Raw genomic sequence first — 24,794 nt, 5'->3', positions numbered from 1 at the left:
CGTGCGGCCCGCCCCCGGCGACCTGCTCACCGTCGACGGCCGGGCCTCGGTGCAGTTCGCCGGGGACCGCGCCCTGACCTTCCGCGTCGTCTCGGTGTCCGACCAGCCGACGTACCACGGCTGGATCTGGCTGAACGGCTACGTCCTCAACCGGCGCGGCGAGGCGACCGCCAAGCGCGAGATCTACGTCCAACTCGCCGGCCTCCGCCCCGCCACCGGCACCCCGGCCCCGAGACGGTCCCGCGCTACCCGCCCCTATGCTTCCCGGAATGACCGAGGTGACGGCAGAGCAGCTCGCGACCGCCCGGGGCTGCGTACTCGGGCTGATGCTCGGTGACGCGATCGGCGCGACGGGCGGCAACGTGCCGGCCAGCGGAAGCTTGCGGGCCACCAGCGCCGGCCAGCTCGCCTGCTTCACCGTCGAGGGCCTCATCCGCGCTGATGTGCGCGGCGCCCACAAGGGGATCTGCCACCCGCCCAGCGTCGTCTGGCGTTCGTACCATCGCTGGGCCACCATCCAGGGCATCTCCGGGCTGGAGCCGATGCCGGACAAGAACTGGCCGACCGGTTGGCTGTCCAGGGTGCCGGCGCTGGCGGCGCGACGTGGTTCAGCGCCGGCGACGGTAGCGGCGTTACAGCGGCAGACGATGGGCACCATAGCCAAGCCCGGTGGCACGAGCACCGGGGCGCACGCCCTCACGCGGACTCTGCCGGTCGGCCTGTACCCGTCCTGCAACCCGGTGGACGTCGCCGCGCTCACGCACTCGAGTGAGGCGCTGGGGGCGGCATGGCTGGGTGCCACGGTGGTTCGCCTGGTCGCCGCTGGACATCGCCTCAGCGACGCCCTAAAGAGTGCGCGGCTGCACGCTGCGGAGTGGCGCGAGGTGGCGGAGCGGTCGCTGGCGCCGGCCGTGGCCGCGGCCAGGTCCCGCCCGGGCACGCTCCAGGAACTCACCCGCCTCGCACCCGACGCGAGGGCGGTTTCCGCGCTGGCCGGTGGGGTCTATACGGCCGCATCGTTCCCTGCGCGGGAAACGGTCCGCGAGGCGCTCCTGTTCGCCGCCTCGGCCGGCGACGGCGGCCACGCCGCGACGGTCGCCGGCGCCTTACTGGGAACGGCACACGGTGTCGACGCGCTGCCGGTCGACTGGCTATCCCGGCTGGAACTGGCGTGGCCGGCTGACACCCTGGCCCGGGACCTCGTGACCCAGCTGGCGGACAGCCCGTCCGGTGGCGAGTACGTCGAGGCGACCGACCCACACTGGTGGAGCCGCTACCCCGGCGGCTGACGATTCGTGACCGTCGGCCTCCGTTGCTGCTGCACGGTGGCATTGCCGGCTGGGGCGGGTCGGCCCGCCATCAGCCGGTGTGCGGCCCAGAGCGCCGGGACGACCGTCTCGTAGAGGTACGGAACGCCGGTCAACCGTCCCCAACGGTGAATCCCTCGGGCGGAGGGGTGGGTGAATGCCGCGACGAGCGTGTCGACGCCCGCCAGTCGCGCCTGTTCCAGGTGCGGGGCAAGCTGACGGCGACTGGTCATCAGCGCGGTGATTGTCTTGTAGACCTCGACCCCCTGCACGATGCACAGGGTCGGCTGGAGAATCTTGATCGTCGCGGCCATGTGCGGGAGGCAGTTGCGGCTCATCGTGGGATTGCTCAGCGACTTCATCGTCTCCCCGACTGTGGCCGAGCAGAGTCGCATGTTCGCCATGGCGTAGGCGTCAAAGAGGTGTACGGGCGCTCGTACGGCGTCCAAGTGAAGCAGCTCGCCTGCTCGATCGGACCCCGTCTCACGGCCCACCGCCAGCCTGAGAGCGCTGGCGACACCCTGCATATGCGGATTGCGGCTGTTGAACGGCAGCCTGGCGGATTCCATCACCTCGGCGTGCCGCTGTTCGAGTGTCACGCTCTCCCGCAGTCGCGCAGTGTCCATGGCGATGACCAGGATCCGGATCGGTACCCCGTCGAGCGAAAAGTCGTAGTGGCGGCCGACGTGCGAAAGCTGCCCGGCAGCGAACTCCACCTCCGGTCGAGGCGCCCCACGTCCGTCGAACAGGACGGCCCGTTGACAACTGCCAACTTTCGGCAGACGCAGTTGCCCGATGGTCCGAGAACCTGCTCGGCCATGTACCGGCGCAGCTTGTCTAACCGCCCGGCTGTGGCCAACGCGTCGCTGGCGACGCTCATGGCGACGGCTCCTCGGCCGTGCTGACGAGGAGTCCGGGTTCGACAGAACCTCCGGCCCTGGGTCGGGGCGCCGGTGGCTCGCTGCCATCAGCTCCCTCTCCGGTGAGCGCTTCTCGGAGGAGCGCAATCTCCTTCTCGCTCGGCGGTCCGGCCGCGCCGGCATGCCACTCGACGACGAGCAGCTGGCCAGAGGGCAGCGAGTACGCCCGCACCGCCCGGCTTGGCACCGCTGACCCATAGTCCGTGCCGCCAGATCCCAGCTTGCCCTTCAGCGGCAGCCCGAGCGCTTGGGCAAGGTTGTTCCAGGGCTTGCCGAAGGCGAACACGTCCTGCACCGGCAATTCCGCGATCGGCTGCCAGACGAACTCCTCGATGACCTCGGGTGGCGGCCTCAGCGGAGCCGTGATGGCCTTCGAGTGCCATGGGTAGCACTCGAAGATCAGCAGGTCACGGTGGTCGGTGCTCGGGTCCTGCAGCCACCGGCGGGTGAACTCAAGGCGCGCCTGGTAGTACCGGTTGCGCCCCATCTCGTGGGGCAGGGTCCACGGCGGCCGGTTGTACGGGCAGGTTGTAGTCCATCTGCTGTACGACCCAGCCTCCCGAATCTCGTCGGCAAAGATGCCCTCCCGCGATTGGAAGCGCTGCCGGTACTCGCCCGGGTTCAGCCCGAGCACCACCATCCGGGGCGTCTGTTCCAGCCCGAGCAGGTCGCCATGGTAGGGCTCGAGGAAGCCATCTCGGGTGACCTGTCCGGGGCCGACGCCTGCAAGCGAGCCGAACCACTCGGGCAGTGGTGGCGGTAGTGGATCTTCGCCGTTGAGCCAGGACTCGATGTGGGCGTCCCAGAAGGCCGCAACCCGCTGCCGTGCCGAGGTCGTCATGACGAAAAAGTTATCGATGCCTCACTGGTCAAGCCAGGGCGCAACGCAGAGAATCACCCCCGTGACCGAGAAGTTGCACCAGTTGGCGGCGCTCCTGCATGGTCGCGACGACCTGGACGCCAGGATCGCGGCGCTCACCGGGCGATCAGCCCGGCCGGGCGACATCGGCGAGTTCATCGCCGTGCAGGTGTTCGACATCGAGCTGGCAAGTACGGCGATCCAGGCCGGCTACGACGGCATCTTCCGATCCGGTCCGCTCGCTGGCCGGACTGTCAACGTCAAGACCTACGGCGACGCGTTCACCGGCATCGACATCAGCCCGCATCCCTGCGACTTCTACCTGGTGTTCGGCGGTCCGCCCCGCCCACTCGGCGTCGTACGGCACCACCAGTGGCAGATATCAGCGGCGTATCTCTTCGACTCCCGCCGCCTGCTTGAAACGTTGACAACTCGGGGCGTCAAGATCGGCATCGCGACGAGCATCCGTCGAGCGGACCTTGATGCGGCTCGGATCTATCCCGGCACCAACGGATCACCCCCGCTGCGTCTGACGCCCGAGCAGACGGCCCTGCTGTCCCTGTTCGGCGCTCCCGTCATGTGATCCGTAGCGGTCGGGCAACTCACAGCTCGGCCACGCCCACGAGCACGGTGATATCAAATGAGGATGTTCTTGATATCATCGGAGCTGACTCGCTGCCGCCAGAGAGGTCCCTGACCATGTCACGAACGATCCTGGACGTCGACGACGACCTGCTCGCGGCAGCGTCGAAGATCCTCGGTACAACGACGAAGAAGGCGACAGTCAACGCTGCCCTTGAGGCGGTGGTCAACCGGGAGAAGCGCCGCGAGTTCGCCGACTGGCTCAAGACCGGCGGGCTTCCCGACCTGACCGGCGGAACGGGCGCGACCAAGCCGGACGCGGCGTGAGCCGGGAGCTTTACCTTCTCGACAAGTCGGCGCTCGCCCGCTGGCCCAAGCCCACGGTGGCCCCTGTGCTCGACGAGTTGTCCGAGAGAGGGCTGCTGGCGGTGTGCGGAGCGGTGGAGATCGAAGTGATCCACAGTGCCCGCACCGCGAAGGACGCGCAGCGCGCGCGTTGGCTGCTCGGCGGCTTCCACTGGCTGGCCATGCCCGACGAGATCTGGGACCGGGCGATCGACGTCCAGGTCCAGGCGCTCCACAAGGGCAACCACCGCGCCCTGTCGATGGCAGACCTGCTGATCGCCGCCACTGCCGAACGCCACGGCGCCACCGTGCTGCACTACGACGGTGACTTCGACATGATCACGGCGATCACCGGCCAGCCGACGGCTTGGGTGGTGCCTTCCGGCACAGCTAGCTGATCGCACGCAGGTGGGTCCCCGGACTACCGGCCCTGCTGCAGGCCTGCGGTCACCGCCTTCGCGTCGAAACGGGCCGGGTCGAAGCCGGTCGGGTCGTCCAGGTCCAGCCAGTCCAGCCGACGAGCGGCGCACCGCCGCGTACTGATCGCTTCTTCGCGTTACGGCGTCGACCACGGCTCACCGGACTCACGGGCGCAGTCTGCCGCACCCGACCGACCTGATCGCAGACCGGTCGGTGAGATTTTCCTGGGTCTAGCCGCCGAAGCTCAGCGCCTGCCGCAGATTCACGTCGAGGCTTTCGTTGTACTGCGGATCGGGCTCAGCCCCGGCAGCACTGAGTACCGTGCTGAAAAAGCATCTGGCACCAACGGCGAGGATCACGCGGAAGATCTCCGTGTCATCGAGACCGTGACTGCGCAGGCCCACGATGTCGGCCTCGATGACTGAGTTCGCATCGGCCGCGACCTTTCCGGCGAAGTTGACGACTGCGACCTCCTGCGCGGAGAGGCCGGCGCTGCCGTGGTCTGACGCGATGGCGGCGACGGTCGGCGCGTCGAAGAACTTGTCTCGCAGGACCTTCCCGTGCGCCAGTCCACAGTAGGAGGACTTCAGGGCCCGGGCTGCGGCGAGGGTCGCCAACTCGTAGCGGCGCAGCTCCATCTCGGCCTTCACCGCACCGTTGAGCTGCTGCCAGGCCAGGTACACGGCCGGGCTGTGGGCGAACAACCGGGTGTAGTTGGGCAGGTAGCCCATCGCCTTCGTGTCCGCATCGAACAGCCGCTCAGTGTCCGGCGACTGCTCAGCCTGCTGCAGGTAACTCATTTGGCTCCTCCCTACGCCCGACCGCGAACGGTACGCCGCTGCGACTGCGGACGCTGTCGGAAATGTGGCGCGCACGCGGTGCCCGACGAGATCTGGGGACCGGGTGGCGGTGATCGGAGCCGTCAACCCCAGAAGATCGCTGTGGGGTCCCGATCAAGCTCGTCGAGAAGCTCCGCCATGTTGCTTGTTGGCGGGGCCAGGTCGTACCGATGGAACCGCAGGTTGCGGTCCCGGTAGTACAGCGTCCAGGTCCCGGTGTTCTTGGTGTACCTGAGGTGCGCGACGGGAAGCCGCGTCCACTCCGACCCCATGTCGGCTCGCCACGGGGCACGACACTCGACGATCGTCAGGTGGCGGGCCGCCTCCTCACACTCAATCCGCAGCTGGTCACGGACCCGCTCCGGGACACGCCGGTGGCACCACCGACGCGCCTGGGCCACATCCGCTTCCGGTAGCCCTTGAGCTGCCGCCACTTCGACCTCCTGCCGATTCCAGTCGATCTGCGCGGCGCGTCAGGAGGCGGCCGCCGCGCTGCGGTGGGCGTTGACGACCCAGGCGTCCGGCAGGGCGATCCACTCGTTGTCGCCCACCCGCACCACCGCGCCGTCCAGCTTGGGCAGCAGCGCCGGATCCTCCATCGGGCAGAGCACCCACACGCCCCCTGCCCCACCGCGCGCCGCATCCGCCAGCTCGTAGAGCCGGTCCATCGCCCGGTACCGCGCCAGCACCGCCGCGTCGTGCAGCAACACCGGCCCAGCCGCAGCCGACAACGAGGCCCGCAGCGACGGCACGGTGAGCTGCCACGCCTGCTCCACGTACTCCCCGAGCTTGATCGCCGCCCGAGAACCTTCCTCGGCGACGTCCGCACCGAGCACCGTCTCCCACGTCGGCTTCGGACGGGCGTCGACCAGGGCGTGCAGGTGGTCCAGGAAGCGGGCCGCCACGTTGACCGGCCGTGCGTCGAAGCGCCGGGCCAGCTCCTCCCGCGCCAGGCCGTACCGGGACAGTCGTACAGTCAGCGCCCGGAACCCGCCGGCGGACCTCGCGCCGGTCAGCCGCTCCTCGGCCCGCATCGCCGCCGCCAGCTCCGGCGACTCGGCCGTCCACCGGCTCGGCGCGGCGGTAGCCGACGGCCGCCGCTGCAGGATCGACACCGACGACGAGGCGGCTCGCGGCGGCGGTGGCACGTACCTGTCGCGGTCCCAGCGCAGCTCGAAGCCGGCTTCGGCGAGTAGCCGGTCCAGCTTGGGATGTGGCGGCAGCGGATCCAGCTCCGGGAAGCGGGCGCTGACCCGGTCGGCGACCTGCGTCGGGGTGAGCCCGCGCCGCCCCTCGCTGGCGGGGGGCACCACGCCGGCCTGGGCCAGCCGCAGCGCCCGTACCGGGTCGAGGTCGCGCGGGTAGAGCTCCAGCCGCGCGGTCGCGGCGGCGCGCTCCGAGGCCACCGCGGCGAGCAGCACCCGCCGCCGCTCGTCGATCGCGTCGGCCGCCCCGCCGGGCGCGGTCACCGCCGCGAGGGTACGCAGCACCGTCGCCGGGCTGGGCAGCACCTCGCTGGCGGCGAGCTTGTCGGCGGCCTTGCCCAGCGCGTCGGCGTAGTCCAGCAGGGCCGGTGCCGCCGGGGTGTCCGGCGCGTCATCCTCGCCGGCCTCCAGCGCGACCAGCAGTCGGTCGCCGCGCGGGTGTGGCTTGCCGTTGATGTCGGCGCGGGTGTGCCGGCGCAGCAGCAGGCGCGGCTCGTCGGCGAGCGCGTCGACCTCCACGGCGGCCCGCACCGCGGCGACCGCCACCGCGAGACGCAGCGCATCCCCGGTGCGCACCGAGCCGCGGCTGCTCAGCAGGGCCGCGGCCAGCTCGGCGACGCCCATCACCCGGCCGCCGTCGCGCAACAGCTCGATGATCTGGGTACGCACGCTGCCGACCACCGGGATGTCGTCCCAGCGTTTGCGCTGCTTGCCGAGGATCTGCGCGATCCGGGCAGGGGTGACACCCAGCGGCTTCGCCACCTGCGGGTGCTGCGGCCACAACGGCAGGTCCGGCAGTGCGCCGGCAGCGTCGGGCAGGTGCAGCGCCAGCCTGGTGGCCTCGACGTCGTTGGGGTTACGGCTGGCCGGGACGAGCAGCGTGGCGATCGCGTCCAAGCCGACGCGTACCAGATCGGGGTCACCGTCCCCGGCTGCGGCCTCGGCGGCGGCCTCCTCCGTCGCGGCCTTGCGGGCGGCGGGCGTGGTGGGAATGGTCTCCCGCTCCCCCAGCCGGCCGCGCCACTCCTTGACCCGGCGTTGCAGCTCCTGCCGGGTCTTTGCGCCGAGGCCGGGCAGGTGGGCGAGCTTGTTGGCCACGGCGAGCAGGTCGCCGACGGTGGTGGCCTCCAGCCGGTGCGCGGCGGAGACCGCACGCGGGGTGAGGCCGGCGGCCTCCAGCGCGGTGGCCCGGGTGGCCCTGGTGGCCGCCTCGTCGCGGGCCGCTTCGACGCCCTCGACGTCCGGCTCGTCGGGGGCGATCTCCGGGTGGTCGGTGCCGACCGGGGCGCTGGCGTCAGAGCGACGGAAGACCTGCTGCCAGGCGTCGCGCAGGTCCTTCAGCGAGGCGTACCGCTGGCGGTGGTCGCGGTGCAGGGCGCGCTGGAAGAACTCCACCAGCTCATCGCGGATCGCCGGGTCGAACGCCTCGGCGGCCAGCACCGGCGGGCCCTCGGTGAGCTGCGGTTCGGTGCCGCCGTCGCCCCAGACCGGCAGCTCACCGGAGGCCATCTCGTGCAGGGTGACGGCGAGGGCGTACCACTCGGCGTGCTTGTCGTAGACCTGCCGAGTGGCGGTGCCGAGGAAGGGGTCGAGGTAACGCGGCGTGCCGGCGTTGATTTCCTTGACCGAGACCCCGGCCAGAGAGAAGTCGAAGAGCACCAGCTGCCGTGTGCGGTTGGGGCGGATCCGGATGGCGATGTTGTCGGGCTTGATGTCGCGGTGGTAGACGCCCTCACCCTCGAGGTAGTCCAGGGCGCCGAAGAGGTAGTCGCTGTAGGTTTCCAGCTCGTCGACGGTGAGCCGGCCGTCGTCGCGCAGCTTGCGGGCCAGGGTGCGGTCACCGGCGTGCTCCAGCACCACGACGGTGCGGTTGCCGATCTGCAGCGGCTCGGGCCGGGCCAGCCGGATCACCCGGGAGTCGGTGAGCGGCCCGAGCACCCGGGCCTCGTGCGCGAGCCGGGCGCCCTTCTCGTCGGAGAGCCCGACCTTGAGCACCTCCTCCCGCCGGGTGCGCTCGTTGAAGCCGAGGAATGCCCGGCACGTCGAGCCGGTGCCGAGGCTGCGGACCATCTTCCACTCGCCCACCCGGTCGCCGCCGCGCGCTTCGAGAGGGTCGACCTGCTCGGGCTCCGGCTCCTCGGGGTGCACCGAGGGGGCGGGCGGGGCGGTCAGCTCGTCCTCGACAACCTGGAGCATCTCCACGAAGTCGGCGACGGTGGTGAGCCGCTGGGTGGGGACCGGGGCGGTAGCGGCCTGGATCAGCTCATCGGCGAACTCGCTGATGCCGTCGGCGACCGCAGCGGCCCGCAGGCCGTTGTCCCGGGCCAGCCGGGCGAGCAGCTCCGGGCGCTTGGCCGCCGGCGGCTGGCCGGTCAGGATCAGGTACGCCAGCGCGCCGAGGCCGAAGACGTCCATCGCGACCGCGTCGGGCTTCGGGGCGGTCAGCTCGGGCGCGAGGTACGCCTCCGCCGAGCGCTCGATGTGCGAGGCCGCGTGCGAGGAGAGGGTGACCGGGTCACCGCTGCTTCCACCGCTGGAATCTGCGCCGCGGGTCGCCGCCTGCCAGTCGCTGATCTGCAGCTGGGGCATCAGCCAGGCTTCGTCCTCGCTGCCACCTCTCCTGGCGCGCCCCGGGCTGACCAGCACGCTGCGGGCCGACAGGGCCCGGTGGTGCAGCCGCCGGCGATGCGCGTACGCCACGGTCTCGGCGAGTTGGCGGATCATCGCCAGCCGGCTCAGCGCGTCCAGGCGGTCGCCGTACTGGGCCATGTAGTGGTCCAGGCGCACCGAGCGGGGGTCGTACCGGAAGATCAGCGCGGGGCCGGCCTCGTGCGACTCCATCGAGTCGACCTGCACGATGCCCGGGTGGTTGATGCCGTGCAACGCGAGCATCTCGCGCTTCGCGGCGCGTTCGATGCTGGCCCGCTCGGTCTGCACGGCGTTGCGTTCGACCAGGTAGATCCGCACCCGGCGGCGCTCCCGCTCCAGGTCGCGGTGCCGGGCCTGGTGGTCCTGCCACGTCGGGCCGACGTCGAACGGACGGGTCTCCAGGTCCCACGCGCCGATCTGGTAGTGCCGGCGGCTGCGGGCGATGCCAACAGCCTTGAGGAGCTCCGGTAGCGCCGCCGACATCTCCTTGGTGACCCGCTGGCGCTCGTCCTGTGGGGGCCGCTGCAGCAGCGAGCCGATCGTCGGCAGCGAGCCGGGCTGGTGGCCGGGTGCCGGCTCCGGGCCGAAGATGCCGTGCAGGTGGTGCTCTGAGAGGCCGACGTGCAGGCCGGGCTTCGACAGGAAGACCGCCGCCTGCACGAAGGGGATCCTGACCGGCGGCCCCTTGCGCTGGGTCGCGGCGACCTGAAGCAAGGACTTGAGCTTCTTGGCCTTCATGTCCGCCAGGTGCAGCGGGTTGTCAAAGGTACGGGTGCCGCTCCCCGACGGTCCCTGCAGAATCCAGTTGGAGCCGCTGGAGATCAGTCGACCGTTCAGGCTCTTGATCTCGATGAGGTAGAGCCCACCCGGGGCGGCGACCAGCAGGTCAACCTCGTACGGGTGGCCGGTCTGGGCGGTGAAGGTGAAGTTCGACCAGGCACGGTAGGGCTCGGTGTCCGGTAGCAGCGCCTGGACGTGCGCCAGCGCCTCCCGCTCGTGCGCGAACTGCGACGGCGTGATCGTCGTCCACCGGCCCTCCTGCATGCCAGAGATCCTAGGGCCAGGTGACCAGGCGGCCGTTGCCCGGCGCTCTCCCATCGGTCAGCCTCGTCGGGTCAGCGGCCAAGTTCGCGATACGCCCGCGGGAGATCGTCCACGGCGAGCACCTGCACCGGTGCCCTGTCGGCCTTATCCGTCACCAGTACCAGCGGGTAACCGCCGTGACGGCGTGATACCGCCGCGCCACCTCCAGCAGGACGTCGTACGGGTGCATGCCCAGATGTTCCAGGCCTGCTCAGCGCCGACCGCATCCCCGCCGTCCCCTACCCGGCGTGCCACATGGGTGCCCCGCGCCGGGCGGTCCGTACCACGATCTCCGGGTCGGCGAGCACCCCGACCAGTCGCCGGCTGACCGCCACCGCGAGCGGCCCCAGCGTCGCGTGCCCGACCGTCGCATGGCACACCTGCAATCCCATCTCCGCGAACTCCCGCCGGGACAGCGCGAAACGCCGGCCGCGTTGCTCGGCGAGCGCGGCGCGGACCCGGCGCAGCAGGTCACCGTGCTCGTCGGTGACCCGGCGCAGCACCTCGACCGACCAGCTCCACGTCTGCAACAACAGCAGGTCGGCCCGGTCGGGCGCCTGGTCGGTCAGCAGCAGTTCGTGGTGACAGACGGCGACGGCGGCCTCGGCGTCGCCGTCGTCGAGGAGCAGGTGGGCCAGCAGCCCGGCCGCGAGGGGCACGGACCGGCCGAACCCCTCGCCCGCGCTGCCGCTGGCGAGCAGCCGGTCGAGCAGGGCCCGTGCCGCATCAGTGTCGCCTTCGGCGTAGTGCAGGGCGGCCAGGAACTCGTCGGTGCCGGTGTCCGTTCGCGTGTCGTCGTCCTCTCGCCGGCGCAGCTCCTCGGCGGCGGCCCGCAGCTCGGGCAGCGGCGCGGCGGCGGCGAGCAGCCGGGCGATTCGCTCGCGCTGCTCGGACACCGGTGTGGTGGTGCCGGGCGTGGTCGGTGCGGGCATCAGCGCCAGCAGGTCCGCGAGCCGGGTCCACTGGCCGGCGGCGGCCCCCGCCAGCAGGGCCTTGCGCAGGGCCGCCACGGTCAGGCGGTCGACCGACCCGATGCTCGCCGCCCGGGTGCGCGCGACGGCGGCGAAGGCACCCAGCGCCTCGGTCCAGTAGCCGGCCCGGGTCAGCTCGATGCCGAACTCCTCCCGCAGCCGGCTGCCCCGCCGCCCGGTCAGCGACCCGGCGGCCAGCCGGCTCTGCAGGCGGCCGTGCCGGAACCGGTACGCCCCGGCGCCATGCCGCAGCAGGCCGACCGACTCTACGTAGGCCAGGAACGCCAGTAGCGGAAAGGGGATCCGGTCCCGGACGGCCAACACTGCCCGGGCAACCGCGAACCGGACCCACGCGGCACCCGCGCGCCGGTGCAGCCACCAGCCCAACCCCAGACCCATTCCGGCGTACGCCAGCGACGTTACCGGCGGCGCGGCCGGCAGCACCCCGGTCAGCCGGAGCACCGCCACGGCGACGAGCACCCGCAGGACGGCGGCCGCCACGGTGGTCAGCGCCGACGCGACGCTCGCGGCACGGTCCGCGTCGATGGTCTCGGCCGCGCTGGTGGCGCCCAGCTCGGCGGCCGGAGCGGCGACGTCGACCCGCAGGCCGGCGGTGACGGCGAAGTACACCCACCAGAGAACACCGACCAGCACCGCGGCGCGCACCGGGGCCGACCACGGGGGCAGCCCCGGCACCCGGTCCAGCCACTCAACCAGCTCCGGCGACGGGGTGACGGTCGACAGAAGCGTCAGGGTCACGAACGCCCAGAACGCGCCGCCGACCAGGCCGCCGATCATCCCGTCCCGCAAGGCCCGCCGGCCACCGGCGAACAGCACCCGGCGGGGCGTGTCCCGCGCCGTTCCACCGCGCAGCATCGCGGCGCACCCGGCCAGCAGGAAGGCCGCGACGCCCAGGCCGTCGGGGTTGCGGGCGATCGCGTTCAGCAGGTCGCGGGTGCCGGGGTCGCTGGCGAGCGCGGCGGTCGCGGTGAGAGCGTCATGGGCGTACGTGAGCGCCACCCAGACGGCTAGCCCGGTGCGCAGGCCGTCGAAGATCGCCCAGAACGGGCCGGGTAGCGCGGCGGGCAGTTGCCACCAGCGGAACTCGCGTTGGTCGAGTGATTCCAGGTGCGCGGCGAGGAAGGCGAGGTACCGCCGGGACGTGTCCGGCTCCCACCGGTGCAGCCCCTGACCACCCCGCCCGGAGCGCAGGGCGGCGTCGACGGCCCGGGTCAGTAGGTCGTCCTCCACCGACGGACTGCCCTGCTCCCGGGCCAGCGGGACGAGGTCGCGCGGGTCGGTGCCGGGCTGGTCGAAGGCCGTGCGGGCCATCGCCACCATCAGCGGTGTGGACAAGACGCCGGTCAGCTCGGTGTCGTCGCCGATGGTGGCGGCCACGGTCGACCAGTTGTCGGCCTGGTGGTACGGGGCGGCGTCGACGAGGTAGTCGGCCACCTCGGCCGGGCTCAACGGTTCGAGCACCACCACGGCGGTGCCGCGCAGCTTCTCCCCCTGCATGAGGTACCGCTCGTACACCGATGAGCGGCAGGTGAGCACGAATCGCTGGGTGGCCAGGGCGTTCAGCTGCTCCAGGCAGGCGATCAACCGCTGTTCGGGCATCTCGTCGAGGCCGTCTAGGACGGGCACCACCAGGTCCGCCTCGACGAGGTCGCGCAGCACCGCCTCCCGGTGGGGGTGCTCGGCGGCGAGCTGCGGGTACCGCCGGGCGATCCGGTCGACCAGCCAGTCGGTGAAGCCCTCCCGGTCGGGGTCCCACGACGCGACCGGCAGCGGCACCGGGACGGGCGTGTCGGGCTCGCGGTGTGCCGGCAGCTCCCGGGCCATCCGCAGCGCAGTGATCGACTTGCCGGAACCGGCCGACCCGAGCAGGAGCAGCCGTCCGGACGGGATGCTGCGGTATCGGCTCCACAGCGCGCCGTCGCGGCCGGACAGGTCCAGCGGGGCCGCGTCGCTGGAGCGGCCGATCGTCCGCCAGGACGGCAACAGGCGGGCCGGGCCGGTGGACCAGCGCACGGGCAGCGGGTATGGCTCGTCGACGGCGCGGAGCAGCGTGTCGTCGGTGGGGTCGCGGCGGATCAGGTCGGCAAGCTGGTCCGCTGCGGCACGTCGGTGAGTGACGAGCGCCATGGACGCCGCGGGTCGGTTGGTGAAGACCTGGTCCAGGACGACGTAGACGGCGATGATCCCGGCGATGACGCCCCAGGCCCAGTTGACCTTCTCGAAGTCGTAGCGCAGCCAGACCCAGCCCGTCCCGCCCGCCGCCAGCGCGGCGACAACGGTCAGCAGGCCCCACTTCCACATCGGACGGCGCATCATCCGATTGTGATCCACTGCGTCACGCAGGGACACCCCGCCGGCGTCGGCGCGACGTCAGGGCGCCCCCTCTGGGCACCGCCGGCTGGACGGAGAATAACGAGACGCTTTTGGCAACAGTTTTGAGACGGTTATGAGCCGAATGGTCAGGCGGCCAGCGTGGCGTAGCGGCCGTTGCGGTCGAGCAGGCTGTCGTGGTCGCCGGTCTCGACGATGCGGCCGTGGTCGAGCACGGCGATCTGGTCGGCGTCGCGGATCGTGGACAGGCGGTGGGCGATGGTGATCGTGGTGCGCCCCTGCGCGAGCACGTCGAACGCTCGCTGCACGGCTCGTTCGGTCTCGGTGTCCAGCGCGCTGGTGGCCTCGTCGAGGACCAGGATGCGCGGGTCGCGCAGCAGCGTACGGGCGATGGCGAGTCGTTGCTTCTCGCCGCCGGAGAAGCGGTGCCCGCGGGAGCCGACCATCGTGTCGTACCCGTCGGGGAGGCCGGCGATGAGGTCGTGGATCTGGGCGGCGCGGGCGGCGGCCTCGATCTCGGCGTCGGTGGCGTCCGGCCGGGCGTAGCGCAGGTTCTCCCGGACGGTGGTGTGCAGCAGGTACGTCTCCTGGCTGACGACGCCGACGATCGCGGCCAGGTCGGTCAGGCGCAGGTCGCGCAGGTCGACTCCGTCGATGGTGATGCGGCCGGCGGTCGGGTCGTGCAGGCGGCTGACCAGTCCGGCGAGGGTGCTCTTGCCGGAGCCGGTCTCGCCGACGAGGGCGAGGCTGGTGCCGGCGGGCACGTCGAGGGTGATGCCGGCGAGGGCGGCGGTGTCGCTGCCGGGGTAGCCGAAGGTGACGTCCGCAAGGCGCAGGTGGCCGCGGACCCGGGCGGGGTCGAGGCGGACCGGCTCGGCGGGGTCGGCCACGTCGACCGGCAGGTCGAGGTATTCGAAGATCCGGGCGAACAGCGCCAGCGAGGCGGTCAGCGACACGCCCACGTTGAGCAGGCCCATCAGTGGCCGGAACAGGCCGCCCTGCAGGGCGGTGAAGGCGACCAGGGTGCCGATGCTCAGCGTGCCGGCGGTGCCGGGCAGGCCGGCGGCGAGGTAGATCACTGCCGGTACGGCGGCGAAGATGATGCTCATCGAGGCCATCCGCCAGCGGCCGGCCAGCTCGCTGCGCAGCTCCAGGTCGACGAGGCGGGTCGACGAGGCGGTGAACCGGTCGATCAGGGCGGGGCCGGTGCCGAGGGACTTGGCGAGCTGCACGCCGCTGACCGACAGCCCCTCCTCGACGGTGACGTTGAGGTCGGCGAGTTCGCGCTGGCGCTGGTCGGTGATCTCGCGGCGCATCCGGGCGACCCGGCGGGTCAGCCAGATGGCCGGCGGGAGCACCACGAGCGAGACCAGGGAGAGCTGCCAGGAGAGCGCGACCATGGCGACGGCGGTGGCGACCACGGTGGTGAGGTTGGCCGCGACGGCGGTGGCGGTGGAGGTGACCACCGACTGCATGCCGCCGATGTCGTTGGTGATGCGCGACTGCACCTCGCCGGTGCGGGTGCGGGTGAAGAAGCCCAGCGACTGCCGCTGAAGGTGGCTGAACACGTCGGTGCGCAGCCGGTGCATGACCCGCTGCCCGACCTGGGTGGAGATCCAGGTCTGGACGACGCCGAGGGCGGCGGTCACGGCGGCCACGGCGACCATGCCGAGGACCAGCCAGACCAGCAGGGTCACGTCGCCCTGCGGAAGGGCACGGTCGATCACGGCACGCAGCAGGAACGGGCTGGCCATCGCGACGACCGAGGAGAGCACGATGATCGCGGTGACGATGGCCAGCGCGGGTCGGTGGGGGGTGAACAGGCGGCCGATGCGGCGCAGGGACACCTGGCGGGCCTGCGTCTTCTCCTCGGCGCTGACGGTGCGGTGGCCGCGGTCGCGGCCCATCGGGGTGGGTTCCAAGGGGGAACTCCTTCCGGAGGCGATATGCTGAGGTTACCTCAACATGAGGGAACAACAGTATCGGCTGCTACCGTATTCCGGTGACCGAGGACACCACCGACAGCGGCGACGAGAGCCTGGCCGAGACGTTCTGGGCGGTCGCGTCCCGTCTGCGCCGACAGACCCGGGAGTCGTTGGCGCCGTGGGACGTCACCCCCAGCCAGTCCCGGGCGCTCGGCGTGCTCGGCCGTCACGGTGAGGTACGCCCCGGCACGCTCGCCGAGCACCTGCACATCGCGCCCCGCTCGGCCACCGAGGTCGTCGACGACCTTCAGGCCCGTGGGCTCGTCGAACGGAGACCCGACCCGGCCGACCGCCGGGCGACCCTGGTCGCGCTCACCGACGAGGGCACCCGCGTCAGCGCCGCCATCCGGGCCGCCCGCCGCGCCGAGGCGGACCGCTTCTTCGGCCACCTCCCCGACGCCGACCGCGCCGAGCTGGCCCGCATCCTGCGCACCCTGCGCGCATAACCGCCCCGCGCGCGGGTAGCCAGCCGCCCCGTTCGTTCGCCGGACCCCCGCCACCACCAGCCGGGGAGACGTGACAGGAGGCGCTCATGTCTGCCCTGAACCACCGCCACCCCGCCTGATGTGCGGGATCAGCGGGGAGGTGCGCTTCGACGGCCGGCCGCCCGACGCGGCGGCGGTCACCCGGATGACCGAGGCGATGCGCTCGCGCGGCCCGGACGACGAGGGCCTGTACGCCGACGACTGGGTGCTCCTCGGGCACCGGCGGCTGACCATCATCGACCTGTCCGATGCCGGCGGCCAGCCGATGGTGCGCGACGACCTGGGCCTGGCGCTGGTCTTCAACGGGTGCATCTACAACTACCCGCAGCTGCGCGAGGAGCTGCGGAACGCCGGGTACTCCTTCCACTCCACCAGCGACACCGAGGTGATCCTGGTGGCGTACGCGCACTGGGGTGAACGCTTCGTCGACCACCTGGTCGGCATGTTCGCGATCGGGCTGGTCGACCGGCCCCGGCGGCGGCTCGTCCTGGCCCGCGACCGGCTCGGCATCAAACCGCTCTACCTCGCCGAGGCCCCCGGGCGGCTCCGGTTCGCCTCCACCCTGCCCGCGCTGCTGCGCGCCGGCGACGTCGACACCGGCATCGACCCGGTGGGGCTGCACCACTACCTGTCCTGGCACTCCATCGTGCCGGCGCCCAGGACCGTGCTGCGCGGCGTCCGCAAGCTGCCGCCCGCCACGGTGCGGGTGATCGAGGCCGACGGTCGCAGCCGTGAGCAGGTGTACTGGCAGCCCGACTACGTGCGGGAGCCGGCCGACGCCGGGATGGACGCCGCCGACTGGCGGGCCGCCATCTCCGACGCGCTGCGCACGGCCGTACGCCGACGGCTGGTCGCCGACGTCCCGGTCGGGGTGCTGCTCTCCGGCGGTCTGGACTCCAGCCTCATCGTGGCGCTGCTCGCCGAGGCCGGCCAGGAGCACCTTCGCACGTTCAGCATCGGCTTCGACAGCCGGGGCGACGAGTCCGGCGACGAGTTCCACTACTCCGACCTGGTGGCCCGCGCGTACGACACCGACCACCACCGGATCCGGCTCGCCGACGACGACCTGACGCCCGCCGTACGAGGGGCCGTGCTGGCCATGACCGAGCCGATGGGCAGCCACGACGTGGTCGCCTTCCACCTGCTCTCAGAGCAGGTGGCGCGGCATGTGAAGGTGGCGCAGTCCGGGCAGGGCGCCGACGAGGTGTTCGCCGGCTACGGCTACCACCAGCCGCTGACCCAGGTGCCCCGCCACGGCGCCGCCGAGACGTTCGCCGCCGCGTTCTTCGACCGTGGCCACGACGAGCTGCGCGCCATCGTCGGCCCGGCGTACGCGCTGGAGCACGACGCCAGTCGTGAACTGCTCACCGACCACCTCGCCGCGCCCGGGGCGCAGACCGCGCTGGACGCCGTCCTGCGCCTGGACACCCACCTGATGCTCCCCGACGACCCGGTGAAGCGGGTGGACAGCATGTCCATGGCCTGGGGGCTGGAGGTGCGTACGCCGTTCCTCGACCAGGACCTGGTCACCCTCGCCGCGCGCTGCCCACCGGAGCACAAGGTGGCCCAGGGCGGCAAGGGCGTGCTCAAGGAGGTCGCCCGGGAGGTGCTGCCGGCCGAGGTGGTCGACCGGCCGAAGGGCTACTTCCCGGTGCCGGCGCTGCGCAACGTGGACGGGCCGGTGCGCGAGCTGGTCGCCGAAGCGTTGCAGGCCCCGGTCGCGCGCGAGCGGGGCCTGTTCCGCCCCGAGTACGTGGCGCGGCTGCTCGCCGAGCCGGACCGAGCCGAGGCCGCGGCGGGCAGCAACAAGCTGTGGCAGCTCGGTCTGCTGGAACTGTGGTTGCAGACCCACGACATCCGTTGAGAACCGTTGGTCAGCCGGCGGCGGTGTGGGCGGCGAGGTCGTCGATGACCGCGCGCAGGTCGCCGGTGTGCTCCAGCACCCGTCGCTGTCGGGTCGCGCCGGTGCCGTCGCGGCGCAGCCGGGCCAGTTGGGCCAGCACGTAACCGAGATCGCCGTGACGCAGCAGCGCCGGGGCGATCACCGCCATCAGCTCGTCCACCAGGTCCCAGGCCGGTCGGGCGCCGCCGGCGCGCAGGTCGATCAGCTCGCCGTCCAGGCCGTCGTGGGCCGCCCGCCAGTGCGCCGCGGCGACGAGGCAGTCGCGCACGGGCGGGGCGAGCACCCCGGCGCGTACGTCGTCGGCCAGTGTCGCGACCAGGCTGCGGACCAGGGCGGCGACCAGCACCGCGTCGTCCACGGTCGGACAGACGTCACCGACACGGACCTCCACCGTCGGGTACGCCGACGACGGCCGGGCGTACCAGTAGACCATCGCCGCGTCCAGCATGATGCCGGCGGCGATCAGCTCGTCGACGGTGCGGTCGTAGTCGGCGGCGGAGTCGAAGTACGGCGTGGGGCCGATGCTGGGCCAGCGCTCCAACTGCATCGACCGCCAGCTGGCGTGGCCGGTGTCGTACCCGTCGTGCAGCGGCGAGTTGGTGGTGATCGCCTGCACCACCGGCAGCCACACCCGCAGGTGGTTGCAGACCTGCACGGCCAGCTCCCGGTCCGGCAGCCCGACGTGCACGTGACAGCCGCAGACCGCCGGATCGTGCGCCACCGGCCCGTACCGGCGGGACATGGCGTGGTAACGCGGCCGGTCGGGCACCGTCCGGTGCGGCTCGGCCACCGGGGTGGCGCCGACCGCCACGAGCCGGGCCCCGGCCTCGGCGGCGGCCTCGACGGCGGAGCGGCGCAGCGCCACCAGGTGGGTGCGCAGCTCGGTGAGGTCGGCGCAGACCGGGGTGACCATCTCCACCATGCTGTGCCGGAACTCCTGGCGGCCCTGGTCGCGGGTCGGGCCGCGCAGCGCGGCCAGCACCTGGTCGGCCACCGGCAGGTTCCGGCCGCTGTCCGGGTCGAGCAGCAGGAACTCCTCCTCGACGCCCAGGGTGAGGGTGAGGGTGTCGAGGTCCGGCACGGTGTCGACGGTCGCCGGTCGGTAGGCCATGGCCGCCTCCATCCGCTGCTGCGGCCAGGGGTGGAAACCCCGGCCGACGGGCGGCTCGGTTTCCCGGCCGGGGCGGCCGGCAAACGCACGGTCAGCCCGCCGAAACCGCCGCCGCCCGACGGTCGAGAAAGGCCCGTTCGGCCGAATTGTCGGTCAGCGCGACGGCCGTCCGGTACGCCTCGACGGCCTCCCCACGCCGGCCGAGCCGGGCCAGCAGGTCGGCGCGGACGGCGTGCCGCACGTGGTAACCGGGCAGATCGAGGCGGTCCACCTCGGCCAGCGCCGCCGCCGCACCGGCGACCTCGGCGAGCGCGACGGCCCGGTTCAGCGCCACCACCGGGCCGGGGGCGACCACCGTCAGCTGGTCGTACAGGGCAAGGATCTGACGCCAGTCGGTGTCGGCGGCGCGCGGCGCGGCGCTGTGCACGGCGGCGATCGCGGCCTGGATCTGGTACGGCCCCGGCCGGTCGCGGCGCAGGCAGCGACGCACCAGCGACTGCCCCTCGGCGATCAGGGCGCGGTCCCACCGGTCCCGGTCCTGTTCTCCGAGCGGCACCAGCTCGCCGTCCGCCGTGGTCCGCGCGCCCCGGCGGGACTCGGTGAGCAGCATCAACGCGAGCAGGCCCAGCGCCTCCGGCTCGTCCGGCATCAGCTCGACGAGCAGCCGGGCCAGCCGGATCGCCTCGACGCACAGCTCGGCACGGACCAGGTGCGGGCCGGCGCTGGCCGTGTACCCCTCGTTGAAGATCAGATACAGCACGGCGAGCACGGCGTGCAGCCGCTCGGGCAGGTCTGCGTCGCGCGGCACCCGGTACGGGATGCGGGCGTTGCGGATCTTCGACTTGGCCCGGACCAGTCGCTGCGCCATCGTCGCCTCCGGCACCAGGAACGCGCGGGCGATCTCGGCGGTGCGCAGGCCGCCGAGCAGACGCAGGGTGAGCGCGACGCGGGTGGCCGGGGCGAGCGCCGGATGGCAGCAGGTGAAGATCAGACGTAGCCGGTCGTCGCGCACGGGCCCCTCCTCGTCGGGTGGGTCGGCGGCGTACAGCAGGGCCGCCTGGGCGTGCCGGTCGGCGCGGGTCGCCTCCCGGCGCAGCCGGTCGATGGCCTGGTGGCGGGCCGTCGTGATGATCCAACCGGCCGGGCTGGGCGGCGGGCCGCTGTCCGGCCACCGACGCAGCGCGATGGCGAAGGCGTCCTGGACGGCCTCCTCGGCGAGGTCGATGTCGCCGAGGAGGCGCACCAGCACGGCGACCGCGCGGCCGTACTCGGCGCGGAACACCGCCTCCACGTCGGGCACGGTCAGTCTCCGGCCCCGGACCGGAAGGGGCGGACCTCGATCGGCAGGGTGGTGGCCAGCGCGTAGCGGCGACCCCAGTGCAGGGCGGCGTCCAGGTCCGGCACGTCGATGATGGTGACGCCGCCCAGGTACTCCTTGCCCTCCACGAACGGTCCGTCGGTGACCAGGACGTCACCGTCGCGGGCGCGCAGCACCGTGGCGGTCTCCGGCCCGTGCAGACCCTGACCGAAGATCCAGGACCCGGCGGCTGCCAGCTCGTCGCGCAGCTCGCCGACCTCGCGCATCACCTGTGCCAGGAACTCCGGCTCCGGCACCCCACCCTGCGGCTGGTGCATGCTGAGCAGGTAGAGCGTCATCGTTCCTCCTCGTGGCGGCCGGCGCGACGCCGACCTCTCATCCTCCATACGAACGACTACCGCCCACCTCGACAGGCCGGCCGGAAAAAATCGGCCGTCCCGGCCGCGGGTGTGCGACGCCGCGCCGGGCGGCCCCGGTCGTACGCCAGGTAACGGCACGGTGGCCAGCGCGTACGGGCTGCGGTGTCGCGCCGTCCGGGGCCGGGTGCGATGGTGTAGAAAGGCGGAGTGAGCGCAGCGGTGACGCAGGTGCCGGTCTTCGACCGAAGGACGGTCCACGGTGGCTGACCACGACCAGCCGCCCATCGGACGCACTGTCGGCACCGCTCTGGTGCAGCTCGGCGACGTACCTCTGGCGGACCTGCTGGCCGGCGCCGGTGACGGCGTCCTGGCCCACGTGCTGGGCACGCTGGCCGCCGAGAGTGAGCCGGGCCGGCCCGGCGACGTGTCGGCGTTCGAGTCGAGCTTCTGACCGTGCCGGCCGACGCCCCGCCGTCGGCCACCCGACACCGGCCTGCCGTGGCCGCGCCCCGCATCCGCCAGGTGGTGCTGAAGGTCCACTCACGGTGCAACCTGGCCTGCGACTACTGCTACGTCTACCGGCACGCCGACCAGGGCTGGCGGGCCCGGCCACGGGTCATGGCCCCCGGCACCGTGAGCCGGGTCGCCGACCGGCTCGCCGCCCACGTGGCCCGGCACGGCACCGACCGGGTCCGGGTAGTGCTGCACGGCGGGGAGCCGCTGCTCGCCGGCCCCGCCGTGCTCGACCGGACGGTACGCACGCTGCGCGCCGCGATGCCCTCCGGCGTCGCACTCGACGTGGCGATGCAGACCAACGGGCTCCTGCTCGACGAGGCGGCGCTCGACCTGTGCCACACGCACGGCATCGACGTCGGGGTGAGCGTGGACGGCGACCGCACCGCCAACGACCGCCACCGCCGCCACGCCGACGGCCGGGGCAGCTTCGCCGAGGTGGCCGCCGCGCTGCGCCTGCTGGCCCGGCCCGAACACCGGGCCCGCTACGCCGGTCTGCTCTGCACGGTCGACCTGGCCAACGACCCGATCGCCGTCTACGAGGGCCTGCGGGAGTTCGACCCGCCCCGGCTGGATCTGCTGCTGCCGCACGGCAACTGGAGCGCTCCCCCACCCGGGCGCCACCCCGACGACCCCGCCACCCCGTACGCGGACTGGCTGATCGCCGTCTTCGACCGCTGGTACGCCGAGACGCCCCGGCGTACCGGCATCCGGCTGTTCGAGTCACTGATCACGCTGCTGCTGGGCGGACGCAGCGGCACCCAGGCGCTGGGCGCCGCCGAGCCGGACGTCATGACGATCGAGACCGACGGCACCATCGAGGGCACCGACACGCTCAAGACGACCACCGCGTCGGCGATGCGGACCGGCTTCGACGTCTTCCGGCACAGCTTCGACGAGGCGCTGCGTCACCCGTCGCTGGCCGGGCGTCCCACCGGGACCGCGGCGCTCGCGCCGGCCTGCCGGGCCTGCCCGGTCGTCGACGTCTGCGGTGGCGGCCTGTACGCGCACCGCTTCCGCGACGGCGCCGGCTTCGTCAACCCGTCCGTCTACTGTGCCGACCTGCTGCGGCTGATCCAGCACGTGCGGACGGTGGTGACCGCCGACCTGGACGCGCTGCGCCGTCGCGTCGCCGGGGCGAGCGTGCCGACGCCGGTGGCACGCCCATGACGGGCCCGCTGTCGGTGGCGCAGCTCGCCGGGCTGGCCGGGGGCCACGGCGACGCCGCAACGGTCGCGGTGTTGCGGGGCGGGCAGCTCGGTCGCCGTCGGCTGCTGACCGTCGCCGCGGCCCGCGCCTGCCGTGGCGAGCCACTGGTCCGGCAGAGTCTGGAGCTGCTCACCCGCGCCGAGCACGCCGACCCGGCAACGGTGGCCGCGGTGCTGACCCATCCGCCGGTGACCGGATGGGCCCGCGCCGCGCTCGACGGCGCCGCCGGCCCCGCCTACCTGGCCGCGCTCGCGGCGGCGGCGGCGACCCGCGCCGGCCTGACGTTCACGCTGACGCTGCCCCGCCCGGCCGACGGTGTGCTGCCGCTGCCCACCGTCGGCGCGGCGACGGGCCTGCCCTTCGACAGCCCGGTGCGGCTGTCCGGCGAGGCCGGCACGCTGCGGATCGGCAGCGGCGCGGACGAGGAGGTACGGATCGAGGCGGGCGGTGGCCGGCTGCTCGACGCGGGCGTCGGCGGGATCGGCTGGCTGCCGGTACGCAGGACCAGGCCGTTCGACGCGGTCGAGGTGCTGGTCGACGACCAGGACCCGTGGCGCGACTGCTACCACCGGCCTTCGGCACCCCGACTGGACGACGTGTCGGCCGACCGACTGGACCGGCTCACCGCCGAGGCCGGGCAGTGGCTGCGTGCCCACCTTCCGGCGCACGCCGACGCGCTGGCCGGGCTGCTGCGCACACTCGTGCCGCTGCGACCGCCGCCCTCGGGCAACCCGGTGAGCGCCACCAGCAGGGACGCGCTCGGCGCCATAGCGCTCTCCGTGCCCGCCGACGCGCGGACCCTGGCGCTGTTGCTCGTGCACGAGTTGCAGCACACCAAACTCGGCGCGCTGCTCGATCTGGTTCCGCTTCACCGCCCGGGTGGGCCGGCCCGCTACCGGGCGCCCTGGCGACTGGACCCGCGCCCGGTCGGCGCGCTGCTGCAGGGCGCGTACGCGCACCTGGGGGTGGCCGAGGTGTGGCGCTGCCGGCGGCACGAGGGGACCGCCGCCGCGTTCGAGTACGCGTACTGGCGGGAGCAGACCATCCGCGCCGTCCGGCAGCTCGCCGACGCGGCCGAGCTGACCGCGGCCGGCCGGGCGTTCGTGGCCGACATGGCGAGCACCCTGCGCGGCTGGCGCGACCCGGTCGACGGCGCGGTCGAGGCGGCGGTGCGGGACGTGGCGGATGCCAGCGCGGTGCGCTGGGGGCTGGCCAACCTGGTTCCCGACCCCATGGAGGTCGAGCTGGCATTACGCGCCGTGCGGCGAGGCGAGCCATGGTCGGGCGGCGGCCCCGGACCTATCGTGACGGCCACCGCGGCTCGACCCGCGCTAGCCGTGCGCAGTGGCCCCGAGGCGGCGGTGCGCCGCCGCCTCGTCGCCCCCGGCAGCGGGTTTTTCACTGACGATCCGGCGGACCGGGCTTACGTCGCAGGTGACGTAGCGGGCGCGTTGATGGCGTACCAGCGGCGGCTGATCGATGATCCCGAAGACAGCGACGCGTGGGTCGGCTTGATGCTCGCTGCCCGTCGAGGCGGCCACTCCGACGCGGCGCACACCTTGATGGCGCGGCCGGACCTGGTCCGCGCAACCCATCAGGCGGTCCCTGATACCGATGTGCTCACGGTGGCAGCCGCCCTGACGCAACGTCGGTGATCATAATACGCGTCCACGAGGAAGCGGCCGAGCCGTCGTCACCAGAGGCGTTCGGCGGCGGTTCGGGCGAGTTCGACGAGCGCGCTCAGCACCGCTGGGTCATTCCGGAATTCGGGATCGCCGAGGGTAAGGCTCATCATCTCCGCACCACTTCGGACGAACACCTCGTAGATGCCGGAACCGGCCACCGCCACCGCCTCGTCTCCGATGTCGACGACGTGCGGCTTGATGCCGCCCCCGAGGCCGAGCGTCCCGTTGCGCATGGCGGCGAACTCGGCCCTCGCGGACGCTTCGTCTGGCTCGAGGTCCAGGGCGAGATTGAGTCGTGCGGCGCCGTCGAACCACGCGCAGCTGGGCCGGAAATCCGAGTCGAACGACTGCGCCTCCACCCATGTCGCAGCACCCGTCGGACCTCGGCGAGGGAGAGCGCCTTGCACCACCTGGTCGTCGGCACAGTGGCCGGAGCGACCGAAATGGTCCGCTCGCCTCCATTAACCACCCACTCCCTCTTGTCCGCCAGCCAGTCGTAGTTGGCGTCGAGGTAGCGCAACGTGCTGTCGTAGAGGGAGAAGGGGCGGCCACCATCGTCGAGGATGTAGGTTTCCTGGACGCCGTTGATCGTCACGTCGACCTCGATCTGGAACCCGATCCGGTGGGCGGGCCCGCCGTGCCCCGTCACGTAGAACGGCACCCGCAGGTCCCCGCCGGCCGGCACGTCCAGGTC

At 72.5% G+C, this 24,794-nt stretch carries 21 protein-coding genes; 10 read left to right on the top strand and 11 right to left on the bottom strand.

Annotation, left to right across the window (positions count from 1 at the left end; translation table 11 throughout):
• The first annotated feature begins 1 nt into the window (after nucleotide 1).
• The gene (locus tag ACFYPH_RS06345; protein WP_387179588.1) at nucleotides 2–337 is read left to right on the top strand and encodes a hypothetical protein; all 336 of its coding nucleotides are present in this window, start codon (nucleotides 2–4) and stop codon (nucleotides 335–337) included.
• The gene (locus tag ACFYPH_RS06340) at nucleotides 270–1,289 is read left to right on the top strand and encodes an ADP-ribosylglycohydrolase family protein (protein ID WP_387179585.1); all 1,020 of its coding nucleotides are present in this window, start codon (nucleotides 270–272) and stop codon (nucleotides 1,287–1,289) included. The genes ACFYPH_RS06345 and ACFYPH_RS06340 overlap by 68 nt, the downstream gene beginning before the upstream one ends.
• Here the strand turns inward: ACFYPH_RS06340 and ACFYPH_RS06335 are convergent.
• Nucleotides 1,274–2,023 carry a hypothetical protein gene (locus ACFYPH_RS06335; protein ID WP_387179582.1) on the bottom strand — a complete coding sequence of 250 codons (750 nt, stop codon included), beginning with the start codon at nucleotides 2,021–2,023 and terminating at the stop codon, nucleotides 1,274–1,276. The two genes, ACFYPH_RS06340 and ACFYPH_RS06335, sit on opposite strands and share 16 nt — an antisense overlap.
• A gap of 160 nt (nucleotides 2,024–2,183) precedes the next feature.
• Nucleotides 2,184–3,068, bottom strand: a complete 885-nt coding sequence (locus ACFYPH_RS06330) for a hypothetical protein (RefSeq protein WP_387179580.1) — start codon at nucleotides 3,066–3,068, stop codon at nucleotides 2,184–2,186.
• A gap of 61 nt (nucleotides 3,069–3,129) precedes the next feature.
• On the opposite strand from ACFYPH_RS06330, the gene ACFYPH_RS06325 reads away from it, so the two are divergent.
• From ACFYPH_RS06325 to ACFYPH_RS06315, 3 genes are all read left to right on the top strand, one after another.
• Nucleotides 3,130–3,669 carry a hypothetical protein gene (locus ACFYPH_RS06325; RefSeq protein ID WP_387179577.1) on the top strand — a complete coding sequence of 180 codons (540 nt, stop codon included), beginning with the start codon at nucleotides 3,130–3,132 and terminating at the stop codon, nucleotides 3,667–3,669.
• Between the two features lie 116 nt (nucleotides 3,670–3,785).
• Nucleotides 3,786–3,995, top strand: a complete 210-nt coding sequence (locus ACFYPH_RS06320) for a type II toxin-antitoxin system VapB family antitoxin (RefSeq protein WP_354972477.1) — start codon at nucleotides 3,786–3,788, stop codon at nucleotides 3,993–3,995.
• Complete coding sequence (locus tag ACFYPH_RS06315; protein ID WP_387179573.1) at nucleotides 3,992–4,411, top strand: PIN domain nuclease; 420 nt, start codon at nucleotides 3,992–3,994, stop codon at nucleotides 4,409–4,411. The genes ACFYPH_RS06320 and ACFYPH_RS06315 overlap by 4 nt, the downstream gene beginning before the upstream one ends.
• Nucleotides 4,412–4,663: 252 nt before the next feature.
• Here the strand turns inward: ACFYPH_RS06315 and ACFYPH_RS06310 are convergent, their stop codons facing one another.
• The 5 genes from ACFYPH_RS06310 to ACFYPH_RS06290 all read right to left on the bottom strand — a co-directional run bounded on the left by ACFYPH_RS06310 (nucleotide 4,664) and on the right by ACFYPH_RS06290 (nucleotide 15,439).
• Nucleotides 4,664–5,233, bottom strand: a complete 570-nt coding sequence (locus ACFYPH_RS06310) for a peroxidase (protein ID WP_387179571.1) — start codon at nucleotides 5,231–5,233, stop codon at nucleotides 4,664–4,666.
• A 122-nt stretch (nucleotides 5,234–5,355) separates the two neighbouring features.
• Entirely contained in the window at nucleotides 5,356–5,544 is a 189-nt protein-coding gene (locus ACFYPH_RS06305) for a DUF3024 domain-containing protein (protein WP_387179568.1), read from the bottom strand.
• A gap of 201 nt (nucleotides 5,545–5,745) precedes the next feature.
• Nucleotides 5,746–10,170, bottom strand: coding sequence for a BREX system serine/threonine kinase PglW (pglW, locus tag ACFYPH_RS06300; protein ID WP_387179565.1), 4,425 nt, complete (start codon nucleotides 10,168–10,170; stop codon nucleotides 5,746–5,748).
• A gap of 278 nt (nucleotides 10,171–10,448) precedes the next feature.
• On the bottom strand, nucleotides 10,449–13,514 hold the full coding sequence (locus ACFYPH_RS06295; RefSeq protein WP_387179561.1) for an NACHT domain-containing protein: 3,066 nt from the start codon (nucleotides 13,512–13,514) through the stop codon (nucleotides 10,449–10,451).
• Between the two features lie 146 nt (nucleotides 13,515–13,660).
• Nucleotides 13,661–15,439 (bottom strand): ABC transporter ATP-binding protein, encoded by a 1,779-nt coding sequence (locus ACFYPH_RS06290; protein WP_387180517.1) that lies wholly within the window; start codon nucleotides 15,437–15,439, stop codon nucleotides 13,661–13,663.
• A 95-nt stretch (nucleotides 15,440–15,534) separates the two neighbouring features.
• Between ACFYPH_RS06290 and ACFYPH_RS06285 the strand changes: the two genes are divergently transcribed.
• Entirely contained in the window at nucleotides 15,535–15,963 is a 429-nt protein-coding gene (locus ACFYPH_RS06285) for a MarR family winged helix-turn-helix transcriptional regulator (protein WP_354859624.1), read from the top strand.
• Nucleotides 15,964–16,081: 118 nt separating this feature from the next.
• Nucleotides 16,082–17,866, top strand: coding sequence for an N-acetylglutaminylglutamine amidotransferase (locus ACFYPH_RS06280; RefSeq protein WP_387179558.1), 1,785 nt, complete (start codon nucleotides 16,082–16,084; stop codon nucleotides 17,864–17,866).
• A gap of 10 nt (nucleotides 17,867–17,876) precedes the next feature.
• Here ACFYPH_RS06280 and ACFYPH_RS06275 read toward each other — a convergent pair whose 3' ends face one another.
• The 3 genes from ACFYPH_RS06275 to ACFYPH_RS06265 form a co-directional block, all read right to left on the bottom strand.
• Nucleotides 17,877–19,016, bottom strand: coding sequence for a glutamate--cysteine ligase (locus tag ACFYPH_RS06275; RefSeq protein ID WP_387179555.1), 1,140 nt, complete (start codon nucleotides 19,014–19,016; stop codon nucleotides 17,877–17,879).
• Nucleotides 19,017–19,107: 91 nt separating this feature from the next.
• Entirely contained in the window at nucleotides 19,108–20,316 is a 1,209-nt protein-coding gene (locus tag ACFYPH_RS06270) for an RNA polymerase sigma factor (RefSeq protein WP_387179553.1), read from the bottom strand.
• Between the two features lie 2 nt (nucleotides 20,317–20,318).
• A complete protein-coding gene (locus tag ACFYPH_RS06265) occupies nucleotides 20,319–20,672 on the bottom strand; it encodes a YciI family protein (protein WP_387179550.1) in 354 nt (117 codons plus the stop codon).
• A gap of 280 nt (nucleotides 20,673–20,952) precedes the next feature.
• Here ACFYPH_RS06265 and fxsA point away from each other — a divergent pair, with 280 nt between their 5' ends.
• The 3 genes from fxsA to ACFYPH_RS06250 are packed head-to-tail and all read left to right on the top strand — an operon-like array spanning nucleotide 20,953 to nucleotide 24,070.
• The gene (fxsA, locus tag ACFYPH_RS06260) at nucleotides 20,953–21,144 is read left to right on the top strand and encodes an FxSxx-COOH cyclophane-containing RiPP peptide (protein WP_354859636.1); all 192 of its coding nucleotides are present in this window, start codon (nucleotides 20,953–20,955) and stop codon (nucleotides 21,142–21,144) included.
• A gap of 2 nt (nucleotides 21,145–21,146) precedes the next feature.
• Entirely contained in the window at nucleotides 21,147–22,376 is a 1,230-nt protein-coding gene (locus ACFYPH_RS06255; protein ID WP_387179547.1) for an FxsB family cyclophane-forming radical SAM/SPASM peptide maturase, read from the top strand.
• Nucleotides 22,373–24,070, top strand: a complete 1,698-nt coding sequence (locus tag ACFYPH_RS06250; protein WP_387179544.1) for an aKG-HExxH-type peptide beta-hydroxylase — start codon at nucleotides 22,373–22,375, stop codon at nucleotides 24,068–24,070. Before ACFYPH_RS06255 ends, ACFYPH_RS06250 begins: the two co-directional genes overlap by 4 nt.
• A 38-nt stretch (nucleotides 24,071–24,108) precedes the next feature.
• Here the strand turns inward: ACFYPH_RS06250 and ACFYPH_RS06245 are convergent, their stop codons facing one another.
• Nucleotides 24,109–24,459 (bottom strand): hypothetical protein, encoded by a 351-nt coding sequence (locus ACFYPH_RS06245; protein ID WP_387179541.1) that lies wholly within the window; start codon nucleotides 24,457–24,459, stop codon nucleotides 24,109–24,111.
• Nucleotides 24,460–24,794: the final 335 nt, after the last annotated feature.

The sequence above is a fragment of the Micromonospora sp. NPDC005252 genome (genome assembly GCF_042872475.1).
Taxonomy (GTDB): domain Bacteria; phylum Actinomycetota; class Actinomycetes; order Mycobacteriales; family Micromonosporaceae; genus Micromonospora.
This window is presented reverse-complemented; position numbering and strand designations above follow the sequence as displayed.